This window comes from Georgenia faecalis (genome assembly GCF_003710105.1).
Lineage (GTDB): Bacteria > Actinomycetota > Actinomycetes > Actinomycetales > Actinomycetaceae > Georgenia_A > Georgenia_A faecalis.
In genome coordinates, this window is the sequence record NZ_CP033325.1 from 3,195,157 (window position 1) to 3,210,156 (window position 15,000).

At 75.5% G+C, this 15,000-nt stretch carries 13 protein-coding genes; 5 read left to right on the top strand and 8 right to left on the bottom strand.

The window, feature by feature from the left end:
- Positions 1-57 precede the first annotated feature (57 nt).
- Together EBO36_RS14050 and EBO36_RS14055 are read right to left on the bottom strand one after the other, a co-directional pair.
- Positions 58-1,419 carry an FtsX-like permease family protein gene (locus EBO36_RS14050; RefSeq protein WP_122825161.1) on the bottom strand — a complete coding sequence of 454 codons (1,362 nt, stop codon included), beginning with the start codon at positions 1,417-1,419 and terminating at the stop codon, positions 58-60.
- The gene (locus tag EBO36_RS14055) at positions 1,416-2,324 is read right to left on the bottom strand and encodes an ABC transporter ATP-binding protein (RefSeq protein WP_465253904.1); all 909 of its coding nucleotides are present in this window, start codon (positions 2,322-2,324) and stop codon (positions 1,416-1,418) included. Before EBO36_RS14055 ends, EBO36_RS14050 begins: the two co-directional genes overlap by 4 nt.
- 232 nt (positions 2,325-2,556) lie before the next feature.
- Here EBO36_RS14055 and EBO36_RS14060 point away from each other — a divergent pair, with 232 nt between their 5' ends.
- From EBO36_RS14060 to EBO36_RS14075, 4 genes are read left to right on the top strand one after another with little or no spacing between them, the layout of a single operon-like run.
- Entirely contained in the window at positions 2,557-2,958 is a 402-nt protein-coding gene (locus tag EBO36_RS14060) for a TOBE domain-containing protein (RefSeq protein ID WP_122825163.1), read from the top strand.
- Positions 2,955-3,776, top strand: a complete 822-nt coding sequence (gene modA, locus EBO36_RS14065) for a molybdate ABC transporter substrate-binding protein (RefSeq protein ID WP_122825164.1) — start codon at positions 2,955-2,957, stop codon at positions 3,774-3,776. The genes EBO36_RS14060 and modA overlap by 4 nt, the downstream gene beginning before the upstream one ends.
- Positions 3,773-4,585, top strand: a complete 813-nt coding sequence (locus EBO36_RS14070; protein ID WP_122825165.1) for an ABC transporter permease — start codon at positions 3,773-3,775, stop codon at positions 4,583-4,585. Before modA ends, EBO36_RS14070 begins: the two co-directional genes overlap by 4 nt.
- Complete coding sequence (locus EBO36_RS14075) at positions 4,582-5,655, top strand: sulfate/molybdate ABC transporter ATP-binding protein (protein WP_122825166.1); 1,074 nt, start codon at positions 4,582-4,584, stop codon at positions 5,653-5,655. Before EBO36_RS14070 ends, EBO36_RS14075 begins: the two co-directional genes overlap by 4 nt.
- A 9-nt stretch (positions 5,656-5,664) precedes the next feature.
- Here the strand turns inward: EBO36_RS14075 and EBO36_RS14080 are convergent, their stop codons facing one another.
- From EBO36_RS14080 to EBO36_RS14095, 4 genes are all read right to left on the bottom strand, one after another.
- Entirely contained in the window at positions 5,665-6,567 is a 903-nt protein-coding gene (locus tag EBO36_RS14080) for an amino acid ABC transporter permease (RefSeq protein ID WP_122825167.1), read from the bottom strand.
- A 24-nt stretch (positions 6,568-6,591) separates the two neighbouring features.
- Positions 6,592-7,239, bottom strand: a complete 648-nt coding sequence (locus EBO36_RS14085) for an amino acid ABC transporter permease (protein WP_122825168.1) — start codon at positions 7,237-7,239, stop codon at positions 6,592-6,594.
- A gap of 66 nt (positions 7,240-7,305) precedes the next feature.
- A complete protein-coding gene (locus EBO36_RS14090; RefSeq protein ID WP_122825169.1) occupies positions 7,306-8,274 on the bottom strand; it encodes a transporter substrate-binding domain-containing protein in 969 nt (322 codons plus the stop codon).
- Between the two features lie 219 nt (positions 8,275-8,493).
- Complete coding sequence (locus tag EBO36_RS14095; protein WP_122825170.1) at positions 8,494-9,504, bottom strand: molybdenum cofactor biosynthesis protein MoaE; 1,011 nt, start codon at positions 9,502-9,504, stop codon at positions 8,494-8,496.
- Positions 9,505-9,729: 225 nt separating this feature from the next.
- On the opposite strand from EBO36_RS14095, the gene EBO36_RS14100 reads away from it, so the two are divergent.
- A complete protein-coding gene (locus tag EBO36_RS14100) occupies positions 9,730-10,725 on the top strand; it encodes an NAD-dependent epimerase/dehydratase family protein (protein ID WP_122825171.1) in 996 nt (331 codons plus the stop codon).
- 273 nt (positions 10,726-10,998) lie between these two features.
- Here the strand turns inward: EBO36_RS14100 and EBO36_RS14105 are convergent, their stop codons facing one another.
- Together EBO36_RS14105 and EBO36_RS14115 are read right to left on the bottom strand one after the other, a co-directional pair.
- Complete coding sequence (locus tag EBO36_RS14105) at positions 10,999-13,092, bottom strand: HNH endonuclease (protein ID WP_122825172.1); 2,094 nt, start codon at positions 13,090-13,092, stop codon at positions 10,999-11,001.
- A 362-nt stretch (positions 13,093-13,454) separates the two neighbouring features.
- Entirely contained in the window at positions 13,455-14,888 is a 1,434-nt protein-coding gene (locus EBO36_RS14115; protein WP_122825173.1) for a lipase maturation factor family protein, read from the bottom strand.
- Between the last annotated feature and the right edge of the window lie 112 nt (positions 14,889-15,000).

The following is a 15,000-nucleotide window of genomic DNA, read 5'->3' on the forward strand; positions in this document are numbered from 1 at the left end:
GGACGCCCGGGGACCGGGCGCCCGACGCCGGCCTGGGGCGCGAGCCGGCCGACGCGCTCAGGAGGTGACGACGCGCCGCAGCAGCGGCCGGGTGGCGAGCACGCCGAGCCGGGTGATGAGCGGGCCGGCCACGAGGCACGCCCCGATGACGGCGAGCGAGTCGGGCGCGGTGATGAGCGCGTAGCCGGTCAGCGGCAGGATGAGGACAGCGGCGACGAGCGCCGATCCCACCGTCGCCGCGACGAGCGGGACCATGACGGTGCGGGTGCGCGCCTCGTCGAGGGTCTGCCACGGCATGCCCAGCTTGTGGAGGCTGGCGGACAGCGGGGCGCGGTCGAGGATCTCGGCCGCGGAGTTGATGCCCGCCGAGCAGGCCACCATGAGGAAGGAGGCCACCACGGTGATGACGAGGCCGGTGCCGATGTCGACGGCGAGGAAGCGGTCCGGACCGGTCGACGAGCCGACCCCGCCGTCCGTCGCCGACACCCCGGTGCCGACGATGACGGCGACGAAGCTCGTCATCGCCACACTGCTCACCTGGCGCCACACGGCCTTGGGCGACTCGGCGATCCCCCGCGCCGCGATGAGCCGGGCGGGCGTGCGCGCCCGGCGGAGCTGCGCACGGGCGAGCCGGGTGACGGCCCAGGGGCCGATGAGGTTGAGGACCGCGAGACCGGAGGCGAGCACGACGAGGACCACGGCGACGATCGCGGCGAAGCTCGCGTACTGGCCGCTCATCGCGAGGACGCCCGCGCCGATGACGGCGACGCCGACGACGAGGCGACGGGTGCCGATCCGCGGCGCCTCCTGCCGGGTGCGCACCCCGAGCGGGGAGATCGTCACCCGCCGCAGCCCCACGGCGGCGCTGACCGCCGCGAGGGCGGTGACGCCGAGGAGCACCCCGACGACGGCGAGGGGCCCGAGCCAGTAGGCCGAGCCGATCGCCTCGCCCCGGAACGGGATCTGCTGGACCGCGGGGCCGAGGACGACGTAGCCGACGACGCCGCCGAGGGCCCCGGCGAGCGCCAGGCCGGCGGACTCGAGGACCGTCATGACGGCGACCGTGGCGGGGGTGGCGCCGACGAGGCGCAGGGTGGAGAGGCGGTCGTCGCGGCGCCGGGCCGACAGGCGCGCGGCCGAGCCGCCGAGGGTGATGAGCGGGACGAGCATGAGGGCGACGGCGACGACGGCGAGGACCTGGTAGAGCTCGCCGACCTCGTCGTCCCAGCGCCCGAACGACTGCGCGCCGGCGATGACGGTGAGCAGGAGCGTGGTGACGGCGCCGAAGGCGATGACGGGCAGGAGGAGCGTCGCGCGGTCCTCGGATCCGCGGCGGGCGAGCAGCCACGCGAGCCGGACGGGGACGAGGGCGGGCGAGCCGCTCGCAGCCGGCCGGACGGCACCCGGCGCGGCGGTCATCGGGGGCTCCTCGCCTGGTCGGCGACGATCCGGCCGTCGTGCAGGCGGATCGTCCGGCGGCACCGGGCGGCGACGTCGTCGTCGTGGGTGACGACGACGAGCGTGCGGCCGCTCCCGGTCACGGTGGAGAGCAGGACGTCCATGACCTCCGCGGAGGTCTGCGAGTCGAGGGCTCCGGTGGGCTCGTCGGCGAAGACCACGCGCGCGCCGGTCACCTGCGCGCGGGCGATGGCCACGCGCTGGGCCTGGCCGCCGGAGAGCTGGCCGATCCGGCGGTCCTCCATCCCGGCGAGGCCGAGGGTGGCGAGGGCCGCGGTGGCGGCGTGCTCGGCCGCCTGCCGCGGCACCCCGCCGAGCATGAGGGCGATGGCGACGTTCTCGCGCGCGGTGAGCTCGGGGATGAGCAGGCCCTCCTGGAAGACGAAGCCGAGGTGCTCGCGGCGCACGCGGGACCGGGCGGTCTCCCCGAGCGCGCTCACGGCGATCCACTCGGCGCCGGTCGCCAGGTGCACCTCGCCGCTGTCGGGCCGGATGATGCCCGCCAGGCAGTGGAGGAGCGTCGTCTTGCCGGAGCCGGACGCGCCCATGATGGCCACCGACTCGCCCGCCTCGATGGCGAGGTCGACGCCGGCGAGCGCCGTCGTCGGCCCGTAGGTCTTGGTGAGGCCGCGGGCGGTGAGCGCGGGGAACGAGGACGGCGCGGCGAAGGCCGTGGTCGCGGGCGGGAAGGCCGTCGGCGCCGGGCGCGGGGCGGGCTGCTGGGGCCATGCCTTCGGGGCCGGCTGCTGGGGCCATGCCTGCGGGGCCGGGGCCTGCGGGGATGGCGCCTGCGGGGCCGGGGCCGGCCACGGGGCCTGCCGGGTGGGCATCTGCGGGGCGCGGGGTGTGCGGGGGTGTTCGCTCATAGGACGAGCCTCGCCAACGGCCGCCCTGCCCGCGTCGGGCGGCGGGATGAACGTCGCCGCGTCGGGTCATCCCTCGGACGGAGGCTCGGGCAGGCCCCTGGTCGCAGGGCCTCGCCCCAGAGCCCTGCGGGTGACATCCCAGCGCTATGGGCACCGCAACGTCACCCAAATGGCGCTCGACCGCTGCGGCCCTCGGGGGCATCTCCGCATCTGCGGCTCTAGGCTCGGCTCCATGCCGCACTATCGGATCGCCAAGGCCGCGGAGCTGCTCGGCGTCAGTGACGACACCGTGCGCCGCTGGGTCGACGACGGCACGCTCAGCGTCACGACCGACGCGTCGGGCCGCAAGGTCGTCGACGGCGCCGCGCTCGCCGAGCACGCCCGGCGCAGCGCCGCGGCGGCGGCGGCCGACCCCTCGGGCGTGGGCCGGTCGGCACGCAACCGGCTCGTCGGGCTCGTCACCCGCGTCATCGCCGACGGCGTCATGGCGCAGGTGGAGATGCAGTGCGGCCCGCACCGCATCGTCTCGCTCATGAGCCGCGAGGCCGCGGAGGAGCTCGGCCTCGAGCCGGGCTCGCAAGCCGTGGCGGTGGTCAAGGCGACGACCGTCATCGTCGAGACGCCACCTCGATGAGCGGGGCGGTCGCACCGCGCCGACGCCGCGCACGCCGCGCGCGCCTGCTCGCCCCGCCCGTCGCGCTCCGCGCCGCGCTGCTCGTCACGCTGCTCGCCGCACTCCCCGCCGCCTGCGCCACCGGCCCCGGGCCGACCACCCCCTCGGGCGGGGACGGGCTCACCGTCTTCGCCGCCGCCTCCCTCCACGGTGTCTTCACCGAGCTCGCGCCGGCCTTCGAGGAGGAGCACGGCGTCGAGGTGGCCTTCTCCTTCGCGGGGTCGAGCGACCTCGTCGCCCAGGTGGACGCCGGCGCGCCGGCCGACGTCCTCGCCACGGCCGACCGCCGCACCATGGCCGACGCCGAGGAGCTCGGCCTGCTCTCCGCCGCGCCCGCCGCCTTCGCGAGCAACCACCTCGTCCTCGTGACACCGCCGGACGACCCGGGCGGCGTCACCGGCCTCGACGCCTCGCTCGAGCACGCGGCCCTCGTCGTCTGCGCGCCGCAGGTCCCGTGCGGTGCCGCCGCGGCGACGCTGGCCGAGCGCGTCGGCGTCACGCTCGCACCGGTCTCCGAGGAGCCGTCGGCCACCGCCGTGCTCGGCACGGTCACCTCGGGCCAGGCCGACGCCGGGCTCGTCTACGCCTCCGACGCGCGGGGCGCGGGCGCGGCGGTGCGGACGCTCGAGGTTCCCGGCGCGGACGAGGTGCGGACCACCTACTCCGCGGCCGTCGTCGCCGGGGCCGCGGATCCCGCCACCGCGGCCTCGTGGGTGCACTGGCTGAGGACCCCTCCCGCCCGCGAGGCGCTCGAGCGCGCCGGGTTCGGTGCGCCGTGAGGACCGCGCCCGGCCCGCGCCCCGGGCCCGGGCTGCCCGCCTGGGCCTACGCGACGGCCGGCGTCGCGGCCCTGTTCGTCGCCGTCCCCGTCGTCGGCCTGCTCACCCGCGTGCCGTGGACGCGGCTGCCGGCGCTCGTCACCTCCGAGCCGGCGCTCGCCGCGCTCGGGCTGAGCCTGCGCACGGCGAGCGCCTCCACCGCGCTGTGCGTCGTGCTCGGGGTGCCGCTCGCCCTCGTCCTCGCCCGGGCGGCGCTGCCCGGGCTGCGCCTGGTCCGCACCCTCGTCATGCTGCCGCTCGTCCTGCCGCCCGTGGTCGCCGGCCTGGCCCTGCTCACCACCCTCGGCCGGCGCGGCCTCCTCGGCGCCCAGCTCGAGGCGTGGGGCGTCACCGTCGCCTTCACCACCGCCGCCGTCGTGCTCGCCCAGACCTTCGTCTCGCTGCCGTTCCTCGTGCTCTCCCTCGAGGGCGCGCTGCGGACGGCCGGCGGGGGCTACGAGGACGTCGCCGCCACCCTCGGCGCACGCCCGACGACCGTGCTGCGCCGGGTGACGCTCCCGCTCATCGCCCCCGCCCTCGGGTCGGGCACCGCGCTGGCGTTCGCCCGCTCGCTCGGGGAGTTCGGCGCGACGCTGACGTTCGCGGGGTCGCTCGAGGGCGTCACCCGCACGCTCCCGCTGGAGATCTACCTGCGGCGGGAGACCGACCCGGATGTCGCGGTCGCCCTCTCGCTCGTCCTCCTCGTCGTGGCCGCCGTCATCGTCCTCGCCACCCGCCTGGGCCGCAGCGACGTCCGGGGGCGGGGATGACAGGCGAGGCCGTCCACGTGCGCGCCGCGCTCCCCGACCGCGGCGTGGACGTCGACCTCGTGGCCCCCGCGGGCCGGGTCCTCGCGGTGCTCGGGCCGAACGGGGCGGGCAAGTCGTCCGTGCTCGGCCTGGTCGCGGGCCTGCTGCGGCCGGACCCGGGGTCGGTGCGGATCGGCGACCGGGTGGTCGCCGACGCGCGGACCTGGGTGCGCCCGCCCGACCGGGGCGTCGCGCTCCTCGCGCAGCGCCCGCTCCTCTTCCCGCACCTGCGGGTGGTCGACAACGTCGCCTTCGGGCCCCGGAGCGCGGGCGCCGGGCAGCGTGCGGCCGCCCGGGTGGCCCACGACCGGCTCGTCGAGGCCGACGCCCTCGACCTCGCGGATCGGCGGCCCCACGAGCTCTCGGGCGGGCAGGCGCAGCGGGTCGCGCTCGCCCGCGCCCTCGCCCCGGACCCGCGGGTCGTCCTCCTCGACGAGCCGCTCGCCTCGCTCGACGTCGCGGCGGGGGCGGCGATGCGCCGGCTGCTGCGCCGCGTCGTGCGGGAGGCGGCCCGCACCGCCCTGCTCGTCACCCACGACCTCGTCGACGTCCTCGCGCTGGCGGACGCCGTCGTCGTGCTCGACGGCGGCCGCGTCGTCGAGCAGGGCGCCACCCTGGACGTCCTCACCCGCCCGCGCTCGCCGTTCACGGCGCAGCTCGCCGGCGTCAACCTCGTCCCCGGCACCCTCCGGGAGGGCGCCCTGCGGGCGTCCGGTGCCTCCGCCGTCGTCCTCCACGGCCTCGTCGACGACGCGTGCCGCCCAAGCGCGGCGGCGGTGGCGGCGTTCAGCCCCCGGGCCGTGGCCGTCCACCGCGACCCGCCCGGCGGCAGCCCGCGCAACGCCGTGCGCGTCCGGGTGGTCTCGCTCGAGCACACCGGCGAGCTCGTCCGGGTCCGGGGGCGGACGGCGGACGGCCGGGTCCTCGCCGCCGACATCACCCCGGCGTCCGTGGCGGCCGACGCGCTCGCGGTGGACGACGAGCGGGTGTTCGCCGTCAAGGCCGCCGAGGTGACGATCTACCCGGCCTGAGGTCCGCGCTCAGGCGATCGGCACCTTCGCGGCGTCGGGCGCCCCCGGTGCGGTCCGCACCGTGGCGCTGCGGGCGGGGAAGAGCGTGACGAACCGGCTCCCGTTGCCGGCCCGCCGGCGGGCGAGGACGACATCGAGGCGCTGCGCGACCCGCGAGATCACCATGTTGACGAGGATGTAGACGACGGTGATGACGAGGTACGTCTGGACGAGGTCCCCCGTGGTCGCCACGAGCACGCGGCCGCTCTGCATGAGCTCGCCGTAGCTGACGACGTACCCGAACGTCGTGTCCTTGACGACGATGACGGCCTGGGCGACGAGCGAGGGGATGATGACGCGCACCGCCTGGGGCAGGACGACGAGCCGGAAAGCCAGCGAGGGGGTCATGCCGATGCTCGCGGCGGCGTCGGACTGGCCGCGGGGGATCGCGAGGATGCCGGCGCGGATGACCTCGGCGATGATCGCCGCCGCGCACAGGCCGACGGGGATGACGAGCTTCCAGTAGACCTCGGGGTTGACGCCGTACTGCGGCAGCGCGCTCGTGAAGATGTAGATGACGAGGAGCACCGGGACGGCGCGGAAGACCTCGATGACCGCCGTCGACGGCCACCGCAGGAGCCGGGAGGCGGACAGGCGCCCGAGCGCAAGGACGAGGCCGAGGGGCAGGGCGATCGCCCCGGCGCCCAGGGCCGCCCACGCCGTGTGGCCGAGGGCGCGGACCATGTACCGCAGGGTCGCCGGGTCGTAGAGCCAGGCCCACTTCGACGGCGCCAGCTGGCCGCTGCGGTAGAACTGCCAGTACGCGAGGGCGAAGACGCCGAGGAGGAACAGCACGCTGAGCACGGTGATGATGCGGACCCGTCGCTGCGCGCGGGGCCCGACCGTGTCGAAGAGGACCTGCTCGGTCCTCATCGCCGCCGCCTCATGACCGCCGCCTCATCGCCGCACCCGCACGCGGGTCTCGACCCGGGCACCGATCGCCCCGGCGCCGAGCGCGATGGTGGCGTACATGGCCGCCGCGACGAGGAACGTCGTCAGGCCCAGCGCCTCGCGGTTGTTGATGTAGGAGACCTCGGCGGTGAGGTCCATGACCCCGACGATGCCGGCGAGCGAGGAGCTGAGGAGGATGCCGATGAACAGGGAGACGCCAGGCTGGACCATGTCGCGGATCGCCTGCGGCATGACGACGTACCGGACGATGCCGACGAACGAGAGCCCGACGGCGCGCGCCGCCTCCACCTGGTCCGCGCCGACGGCGTTGATGCCGGTGCGCAGCACCTCGCAGGCGAACGCGGCGCCCACCGCCGTCATCGCGATGATGACGGCGGGGATGTAGTCGATGTCCACCTGGATCTCGGGGAGCCCGTAGACGACGAGGATGAGCAGGCTGAACAGGGGCACGTTGCGGAAGACCTCGACGTACGCCGTCCCCGCCGCGCGCAGCGGCGCGATGGGGCTGATCCGGAACGTCGCGAGGACGACGCCGAGCACGAGGGAACCGACGAAGGCGAACGTCGTGAGCAGGAGCGTCGTGCGCAGGCCGGAGACGAAGTTGGGCAGGTAGTCGGTGAAGAGGGTCTCCACGCGCGGCCTCCTTCGGTGTCCGGGGCGCGGCGGGTGCGTTCGGCGGTGCCGGGGGTCAGCAGTGCGTCAGGAGATGGTCTCGCCGACCGTCGGGGGCGCGGGCGCCTCGTCGACGCCGGTCCGGTTGCCGATGGTCACCTGCCAGAGCTCTTCCCAGGTGCCGTCGTCGATGACCTGCTGGAGCCAGGTGTTGACGAACTCCACGGCGTCGGAGTCCGGCGGGAGTCCGATGCCGTAGTTGTCCGCGGGACCGAACGGCTCGCCGACGATCTTGACGTCCTCGCTGCCGACGACGGCGTTGAGGAGGAGCGTCTGGTCGATGACGTAGGCGTCGGCGCGGCCCTGCCGGACGGCGGCGAGCGCCTGCTCGTGATCGGGGAGCGCGAGGACCTCGGCCTCCGGCGCGAACTCCTCGATGACGGTGACGCCGGTGGAGGCCGCCTGGGTGGCGACCGTCGTGCCGGCGAGGTCCTCGACGCTGGCGATGTTCTCGTTGTCGGCGGCCACGAGGATCGCGGACTGGGAGCTGTAGTACGGCCCGGCGAAGGCGACGCGGGCGGCCCGCTCCGGGGTGATCGAGTAGGTCGCGAGGATCGTGTCGACGGAGTTGTTCTCGAGGAGGTCCTCGCGGGTGTCGACGGTGACCTGGCTCAGCTCGGTGCCGACCTCGCCCAGGATGTAGCGCGAGAGCAGCTGCGAGAGGCCGGCGTCGAAGCCGCGGGCGGTGCCGTCCGTCGGGTCGACGAGGGAGAACAGGGTGGACGTCTCGGTGCCGCCGACGGAGAGGACGCCGGCCTCGCGGACCGCACTGGCCCACTCGTTCGCCTCGACGACCGCGTCGTCCGCGACGGCGCCGTTGTCGACGATCTCCTGGTAGGCCTCGACGTCGAGGCCGGTGTCGGTGGCCGCCGCGGTTCCGGAGGCGCTCGTGCCGTCCTCCGCGGGCTCCTCCTCGGGGCTGCAGGCGGCCAGGGCGAGGGTCGCCGCGAGTGCCACCGCGACGAGGGACGAACGGGAAGCGAGTCGGGTCGTCATCGTCAGGCTCCTTGTGACCGGGGACACACACGCTAGCGCCGTTCGGCGCGGTCACGCGGATCGTTCACGATCCGGACGTCTCGCGTCGGGGCTGGCCCGGGCGTGCCCGCCGGGGTCCGCCCTCTGTCCGCCCTCGCCGTCGGCCCTCACCGAGGCCCTCTCCGCCCGCCCCTCGCCGGGCCCTCGCCGGGGGCCTCGCCGGGACCCTCGGCTCCCGGTCTACGCCGAGCCGACCCACTCGTGGCTGCCGTCGGCGAAGCGCTGCTTCTTCCACACCGGCAGGCGGCGCTTGACCTCCTCGACGAGCTCGCCCAGCGCGGCGAAGGCCTCGCCGCGGTGGGCGGAGGCGACCGCGGCGGCGAGGGCGACGTCACCGATGGTCAGCGGGCCGACGCGGTGGACGACGGCGAGCGCCTCCACCGGGAACCGGGCGGCGACGTCCGCCGCGACCTCGGCGACGACGTCGGCGGCGCCGGGGTGCGCGACGTACTCGATGCCCGTGACCGCGCGGCCTGCGTCGTGGTCACGGACCACGCCGGAGAACGTCACGACGGCGCCCGCGGCGGGGTCGTCGACGGCGGCGGCCAGCGAGGCGGCGTCGATCCGGGTGTCCCGGACGTCGGCGACGACCACGTGCCGCGCGGGTTCTCGCTCGACGAGGCGGGCGACGGCGGCCACCCGGTCGCGGAGAGCCGGCTCGCGCCCGGCGGCTGGGGGCAAATGGTCCCCGCCGTCGAGCTGGTCGAGGACGTGCCCGACCAACGGGAGCAGCACGTCGAGCCCCTCCTCCACGGCCGCCGCGGAGCCCGGCAGGTTGACGACGAGCGCGCGGGGCGGCCCTCCCGCGATGCCGGCGAGCCCACGGGACAGGACCGCCGTCGGCGTGGTGCGCGCCCCCTCGCGCCGGAGCGCCTCGGCGATGCCCGGCAGCTCGATCGCGAGGAGGGGCCGGGTGCCCTCAGGGGTCTGGTCGCGGGGGCCGATGCCGGTGCCACCGGTCGTGAGGACGAGCCGGGGGCCGGACGCGAGCGCGACCTCGAGCGCGGCGCGGACGGGCTCTGCGCCGTCGGGCACCACGTGCGGGCCGTCGACGTCGAACCCGGCCGCTCGGAGCCGCTCGACGGCCCGGGGACCGGAACGGTCCTCGCGCGTGCCGCCGGACACGCGGTCGGACACCGTGACGACGACGGCCCGGGGCGCGGGCGTCCCTGCGGGCGGGTGGTCCTGCATCGGTGCTCCTCGGGGTCGAACGGCCCTCGCATGATCGCCGAACTCGGGGCGCCCCACACCTTGCCGGCGCAGGCCCGCCGGCAAGGCACGTCCGGGCGAGCACCTCCCGCGCGGGCAACCTCGGCGGGGGCACAAGGTCCCAGCCGCGGCCGGCGGCGCCCGCCTACGGTCGAGCTACCGCACCGGTGACGGAGTGGTCCGCAGTACGAGGCAAAGGAGATCGCCGTGGAACACGTCGTCGTCATCGGGGGCACCGGCCTCCTCGGGTACCACACCACCCTCGAGCTGCTCGCGCGCGGGTACCGGGTGACCTCGGTGTCGCTCCCGCCGCTGCCCGCGGAGGACCTGTTCCCGGCGGAGGTCGAGCACGTCTTCGCCGACATCGCGGCCATGGCCGAGGCTGACCTGCTCGCGCTCCTCGTGGGCAAGCACGCGGTGATCTACGGCGCCGGCGCCGACGAGCGCACCACGCCCGATGCCCCGGCCGCGCGGTACTTCTACGAGGCGAACGTCCTACCGACGCAGCGCGTGGCCCGGATCGCCCGGGCTGCCGGCGTGCGCAAGTTCGTCCTCTTCGGCTCGTACACGGCGGAGTTCGGTGAGCAGTGGCCGGACCTCGGCTACCGCACGCGCAACGGCTACCCGCGCACGCGGCTCGCCCAGGAGGAGCTCGCCTGCCTCGAGGGCGAGGGTGCCATGGACGTCACGACGCTGCGCCTGCCCTACATCTTCGGCACCATGCCGGGCCGCATCCCCCTGTGGCAGATGTTCATCGACCTCGTGCGCAGCCGGCCCGACGTCGTCACCGTCCTCGGCGGATCGACGTCGTCCGTCACCACCCGCCAGGTCGCGCAGGCCGCGGTCGGCGCGATGGAGCGGGGCGAGCACGGCGGCCGCTACGCCATCAACGGCTACGACCTCAGCTACCTCGAGCTCCACCAGATGATCTGCCGCGAGATCGGCCGCGACCCCGCCGACGTGCGCGTCATCCCGTTCGCGGCCGTCGAGGACGCCTACGCCGGGATCGACGCCGCCACCGCGGCCGCGGGCAAGGAGCACGGCATTCACCTGGTCGACTCCGGCCGGTTCCAGGACCGGCCCGCGGTGACGCCACCGGCGGTGACCCAGGAGGTCCTCGGGTACGAGGACGACGACGTCCCCGCGGCCATCCTCGAGTCCTTGCGGTACTGCCTGGCGCACGAGCCGGTCGGCGCTCGGTAGGAGGGCGCACCGTCGGACGACGCTCGATAGGACGGCGCCCGGTAGGAGGGCGCGCGGTAGACGTCGAGGAGCCAGCGCGGGTGCCCGTGCCGGTGCCGTCCAGTGCCCCCGCCGCGCAAGCCGATGCCGTGTGTGCAAGCCGGTGCCGGTGCCGGTGCCGGTGCCGAACGTTCGGCACCGGGGCCACGAGCACCCCAGCCGCCCGCCTGACGACCGGCGCCGGCCCGGCAGCCGCCGCCCTCCTGGCACCTGCCGGCCACGCGACCAATCTCGCTAGAAGGGCGGCGGGTCATCGGCGGCCACGTCCACGCGAGCGGCGCCTGTGGCGAGAACTGAGCCTGCCCGGCACTCGGGTTCGCCCTCGCGCCGCGCCGAGCCGCCGTCGTCGTCGTGGTCCTCGGGCCGGCCCCAGGCGCGCGGCCCTGGGCGACGCGGCAGGAGGGAGACGGCACCGTCGGACGCGCGACGGTAGGCGTGCCCGCTCGGCGTGGTCCACTCGTACGCCCCGCCGCCGAGGTGCCGCACCCGGAACGCTCCGAGCGACTTCATCGCATGGTCGCGGTGGCACAGGGCAGCAAGGTTGTCGGCCGCCGTCGTGCCCTCCCGCGACCACGGCTGGGTGTGGTCGAGCTCGCAGGACCGCGCGTCGGTGGAGCATCCCGGCCGGACGCACGTGCGGTCACGCTCGCGGACGTACTCGGCCAGCTCGGCCGGGGGGTGGTACCGCCGACGGCCCACGTCGAGGACTGCCCCGGTGGCCGGATCCGTGACGAGGCGCTGCCAGGTTCCGCCCAGCATGAGCGCCCGGGCCACCTCGGGGCTCACCGGCCCATAGCCCTCGAGATCCGGCACCTCCCACCTCGCCCCGATCGATGGCAGTTCTGTGCCTGGGTCCGGGTTCCCGCCCGCCGCGGGCCAGCCTCGATCGGCGCTGGGCGGAGGAGCCGGCGGTGACGGTGGAGATGCCGGCAACAACGGTGTGGGCGTCGCCGACGGTGGCGGCGCGGTGGATGACGGTGATGGCGCGGTCGGCGAAGCAGACGGTGGCGGCGCGGTCGCCGACGGTGGCGGCGGGAGTGCGACCGACAGTGGCACAGTGACGCGCACCTGGGTGCGGCGACCGCCGATCTTCCCCAGCCGCATGCGCGGCAGACGGGTCATGCCCGAGGGTCGCGCTCCGGCGGGCACCGGGGATCCCGCGCGGCCGGTGCCGGCGCCGGCCGGGTACGCGCCGTCGTCGGGGTCCTCGGACACCCCCGCTGCGACGGACGTCGACGCCGCCGTTCCTGCCTCGGGCGGCCCGATGTAGCCCAGCTCGAGCGCACCGTGACCCATGAGCGCCAGGGCGTCCGCGCGCAGCTGGTCGAGCGTGCGCGGGTCACCGTCGGCCTTGGCCGCCCGGGCCGACGTCTCCACAGCCAGGTCCACGGCGATGGCGTCCTCGGCCGGGAGCACCGCGTAGATCGAGGCCATCCCGTCGGGAAGGGGGCGCGGGTGGCACACCCGCCGGTCCGCGCGTGCCTTGCGATGGCGAGCGTTCGCCTCCTCGGGGTCCACCGCGATCAAGGCCGCCGCGAGATCCCGCGCCAGCTGAGCGTGGGTCCTCAGACCCGCCCTCGGCAGCACCTCCTGCTCCACCGCCCAGGCCACCTCGCCCGGTTGGCCATCGAGCGCCGCGACAATCATGTCGGCCTTGCGCGCGTCGATCCCACCGGCCTCGAGCACCTCACCCGTCTGCGCCAACGCGCCCCGCAGCGCCCTCCCGCTGCGCACGAGCCGCTTCGCCGCGAACCAGGAGACGCCCAGGCGGGGCGCGAGCTCGCTCGCGGTCAGGCGAACACAGTCCGAGCGCCCCGCACGGGAGTCCGCCGACCACGCGTTCATGGCCGGCTGGTCGGAGAGGTCCGCGGCAGCCGCTGCCGCCCGCGCCGCACACCACGCCTCCTGCCGCCGGTAGGCCGCCACCACCTCGACGAGCTCGTACTCGTCGAACCCGTCACGCGCCCATCCCGGCCGGCCGATGCCCTCGAGGATCCGAGCCAGCTCGAGCCCGGGTGGGATCGACGCGAGGACGTCGGCGAGGTCCGGGCCGTCACCAGGCGGGGTGCCGGGGAAGGGCCGACCGTCGAGCCGCGGCGCACCATCGATGGGCAGCGGCCGGGCCAGCATCTCCTCGGCAAGGCCCGGCACCTGCTCCGGCTCGGGCCACTCGGGCCCTTCACCGGGCGCGTCGTCGGCGGAATTGAGCAGCGCCAGCTCGTAGGCACCGGCCTCCGCCACAGCGAGGCGCTCAGCGACGCACGGCTCGTCCGCCCAGCCGCACCCGCAGGCGGCTCGGGAGACCTCGGCGATCACTGATTCGAACATATGTACAGCCTAGCGACGGGCACCGACATTCGGGCGGGCGCGGCCGCGGCTGGGGATAACGGCGCCGCGAGCCACGATTTCGCGCATCACACCCCGGACCGACCGACGGCGGATCCAGGTGCGGTCCGGGACAGCGGCGGAGCCACGGACGACGGCGGAGCCACGGACGACGGCGGAGCCTCGATATCGCAGGACGTCGCGCGACGGAGGACGCGGGAAGGTGGCGGTCCTCGCCGCGGTACGGCAGGCGCGGGCGTGGGCGGCGGGCGTGGGCGTGGGCGCGGGCGGCGGGCGGCGGGCGGCGGGCGGCGGAGCCAGCGTGGAGGCAGCCCCAGCCCCAGCCCCAGCCCCAGCCCCGACCATCACCCCCGCAACGACGCCAGGCTCACCGGCGCGACGAGCTCGCCCTCCTCCCAGCGCACCCACCACTGCCCCGTCCGCCGGCGCTCGTCCCAGGTGGAGTACCGGTAGCGGAACACCCGCGCCCGCACCCACACGGGGCGCTCGCCGTCGAACGGGTCGCCCCGCAGGAGCGCCAGCGTGGCCCGGTCGCCCTCGAGCAGCCGCTCGAGCAGCGCGCTGAACCACCCGTACTGGGCACTCGACCCCAGCGCGAGGAACCACATTCCCCAGTCGAGACGCAGGTGGTAGGGCGCGACCTGCGGGGGCGTCCGGGTCGTCCGCCCGGGCTTGCCGCGGAACTCGTACTCCACCCATCCGCCGTCGGGGCTCGACGACCGCGTCCCCTCCACGACGATCTCGTGCCGCCGGCGGGTGATCGAGCCGAACGCCCCGTACGCACCCGCGAGGTGCCACCGGTTGAACGACGCGTTCATCTTCTGGTGCGGCGAGAGCAGGTTGCGTGCGGGCCAGTAGCTGAGCACCACGAGCACGGCCGTCACCACGAGGACGACGACGACGAACCACACCGGCGTCGGCCCGTGCGCGTCTGCCTGCCCCGCGCCGGGCAGCGCCCGGGCGACGACGTCGTCCGCGAGCGCCGCGCAGGCGAGCACCATGGTGAGGACGTTGAGCCAGGCGAAGTTCCCCGACAGCACGAGCCATCCCTGCGTCACCACGACGACGAGCCCGGCGACGCTCGCCACCGGCTGCGGCAGGAACAGCAGGAACGGCACAAGCAGCTGCGTGACGTGGTTGGCGAGCACCTCGACCTTGTGCAGCGGCCGCGGCAGGTGGTGGAAGAACCAGCTCGCGGGGTTCGGCATCGGTTGGGTCTCGTGGTGGTAGTAGAGCGCCGTGAGGTCCCGCCAGACGACGTCGCCGCGGATCTTGATGAGCCCGGCCCCGAACTCGAGGCGGAAGACCAGCCACCAGAACAGGACGAGCACGGTGATCGGCGGCGCCACCTCGTCCGAGCCGAGGAACGCCGCGAGGAACCCCGCCTCGAGCAGCAGCGACTCCCACCCGAACCCGTAGAACACCTGCCCGACGTTGACCACCGAGAGGTAGAGCCCGTAGAGCGCGAGGAAGACAAGCATCGGCACCCAGGGCGGCCCCGACTGCGGGAGGCCGACGACGACGCTCGCCGCCAGCACGACGCCGACCCACCCGACGACGACCACGAGCCGGTCCGAGTAGCGCCAGCGGAACACGGTCGGTCCGGCGCGCGGGCCCACGCGGGCAAGGAACCGCGGCACCGGAAGGAGACCGCGCTCGCCGAGCAGCGGGCGGAACTGGCGCAGGACCGCGACGAACGCGACGAGGTAGACGGCGGCGATCCCCCGCTGCAGGACGAACCGCGCGACGTCGTAGCCGGTGGCCCCGAACCAGTCCACGTCTCCCCTCCGATCGGGCCCAGCGTGCCAGCGCCGCCGCCCTGCCGCATCGCGCCGCCCTGCCGCACCGCGCCGCCCAGGCAGGGCGGGCGAGACGGGGCGCGCTCACCGG

What these genes read in the sequence shown, in the direction of transcription:
- EBO36_RS14060 (WP_122825163.1), top strand. Translation starts at nt 2,557, where the DNA reads ATGCCGCACTATCGGATCGCCAAGGCCGCGGAGCTGCTCGGCGTCAGT.
- EBO36_RS14050 (WP_122825161.1), bottom strand. Translation starts at nt 1,419, where the DNA reads ATGACCGCCGCGCCGGGTGCCGTCCGGCCGGCTGCGAGCGGCTCGCCC.
- EBO36_RS14090 (WP_122825169.1), bottom strand. Translation starts at nt 8,274, where the DNA reads ATGACGACCCGACTCGCTTCCCGTTCGTCCCTCGTCGCGGTGGCACTC.
- EBO36_RS14095 (WP_122825170.1), bottom strand. Translation starts at nt 9,504, where the DNA reads ATGCAGGACCACCCGCCCGCAGGGACGCCCGCGCCCCGGGCCGTCGTC.
- EBO36_RS14105 (WP_122825172.1), bottom strand. Translation starts at nt 13,092, where the DNA reads ATGTTCGAATCAGTGATCGCCGAGGTCTCCCGAGCCGCCTGCGGGTGC.
- EBO36_RS14075 (WP_122825166.1), top strand. Translation starts at nt 4,582, where the DNA reads ATGACAGGCGAGGCCGTCCACGTGCGCGCCGCGCTCCCCGACCGCGGC.
- EBO36_RS14080 (WP_122825167.1), bottom strand. Translation starts at nt 6,567, where the DNA reads ATGAGGACCGAGCAGGTCCTCTTCGACACGGTCGGGCCCCGCGCGCAG.
- modA (WP_122825164.1), top strand. Translation starts at nt 2,955, where the DNA reads ATGAGCGGGGCGGTCGCACCGCGCCGACGCCGCGCACGCCGCGCGCGC.
- EBO36_RS14055 (WP_465253904.1), bottom strand. Translation starts at nt 2,324, where the DNA reads ATGAGCGAACACCCCCGCACACCCCGCGCCCCGCAGATGCCCACCCGG.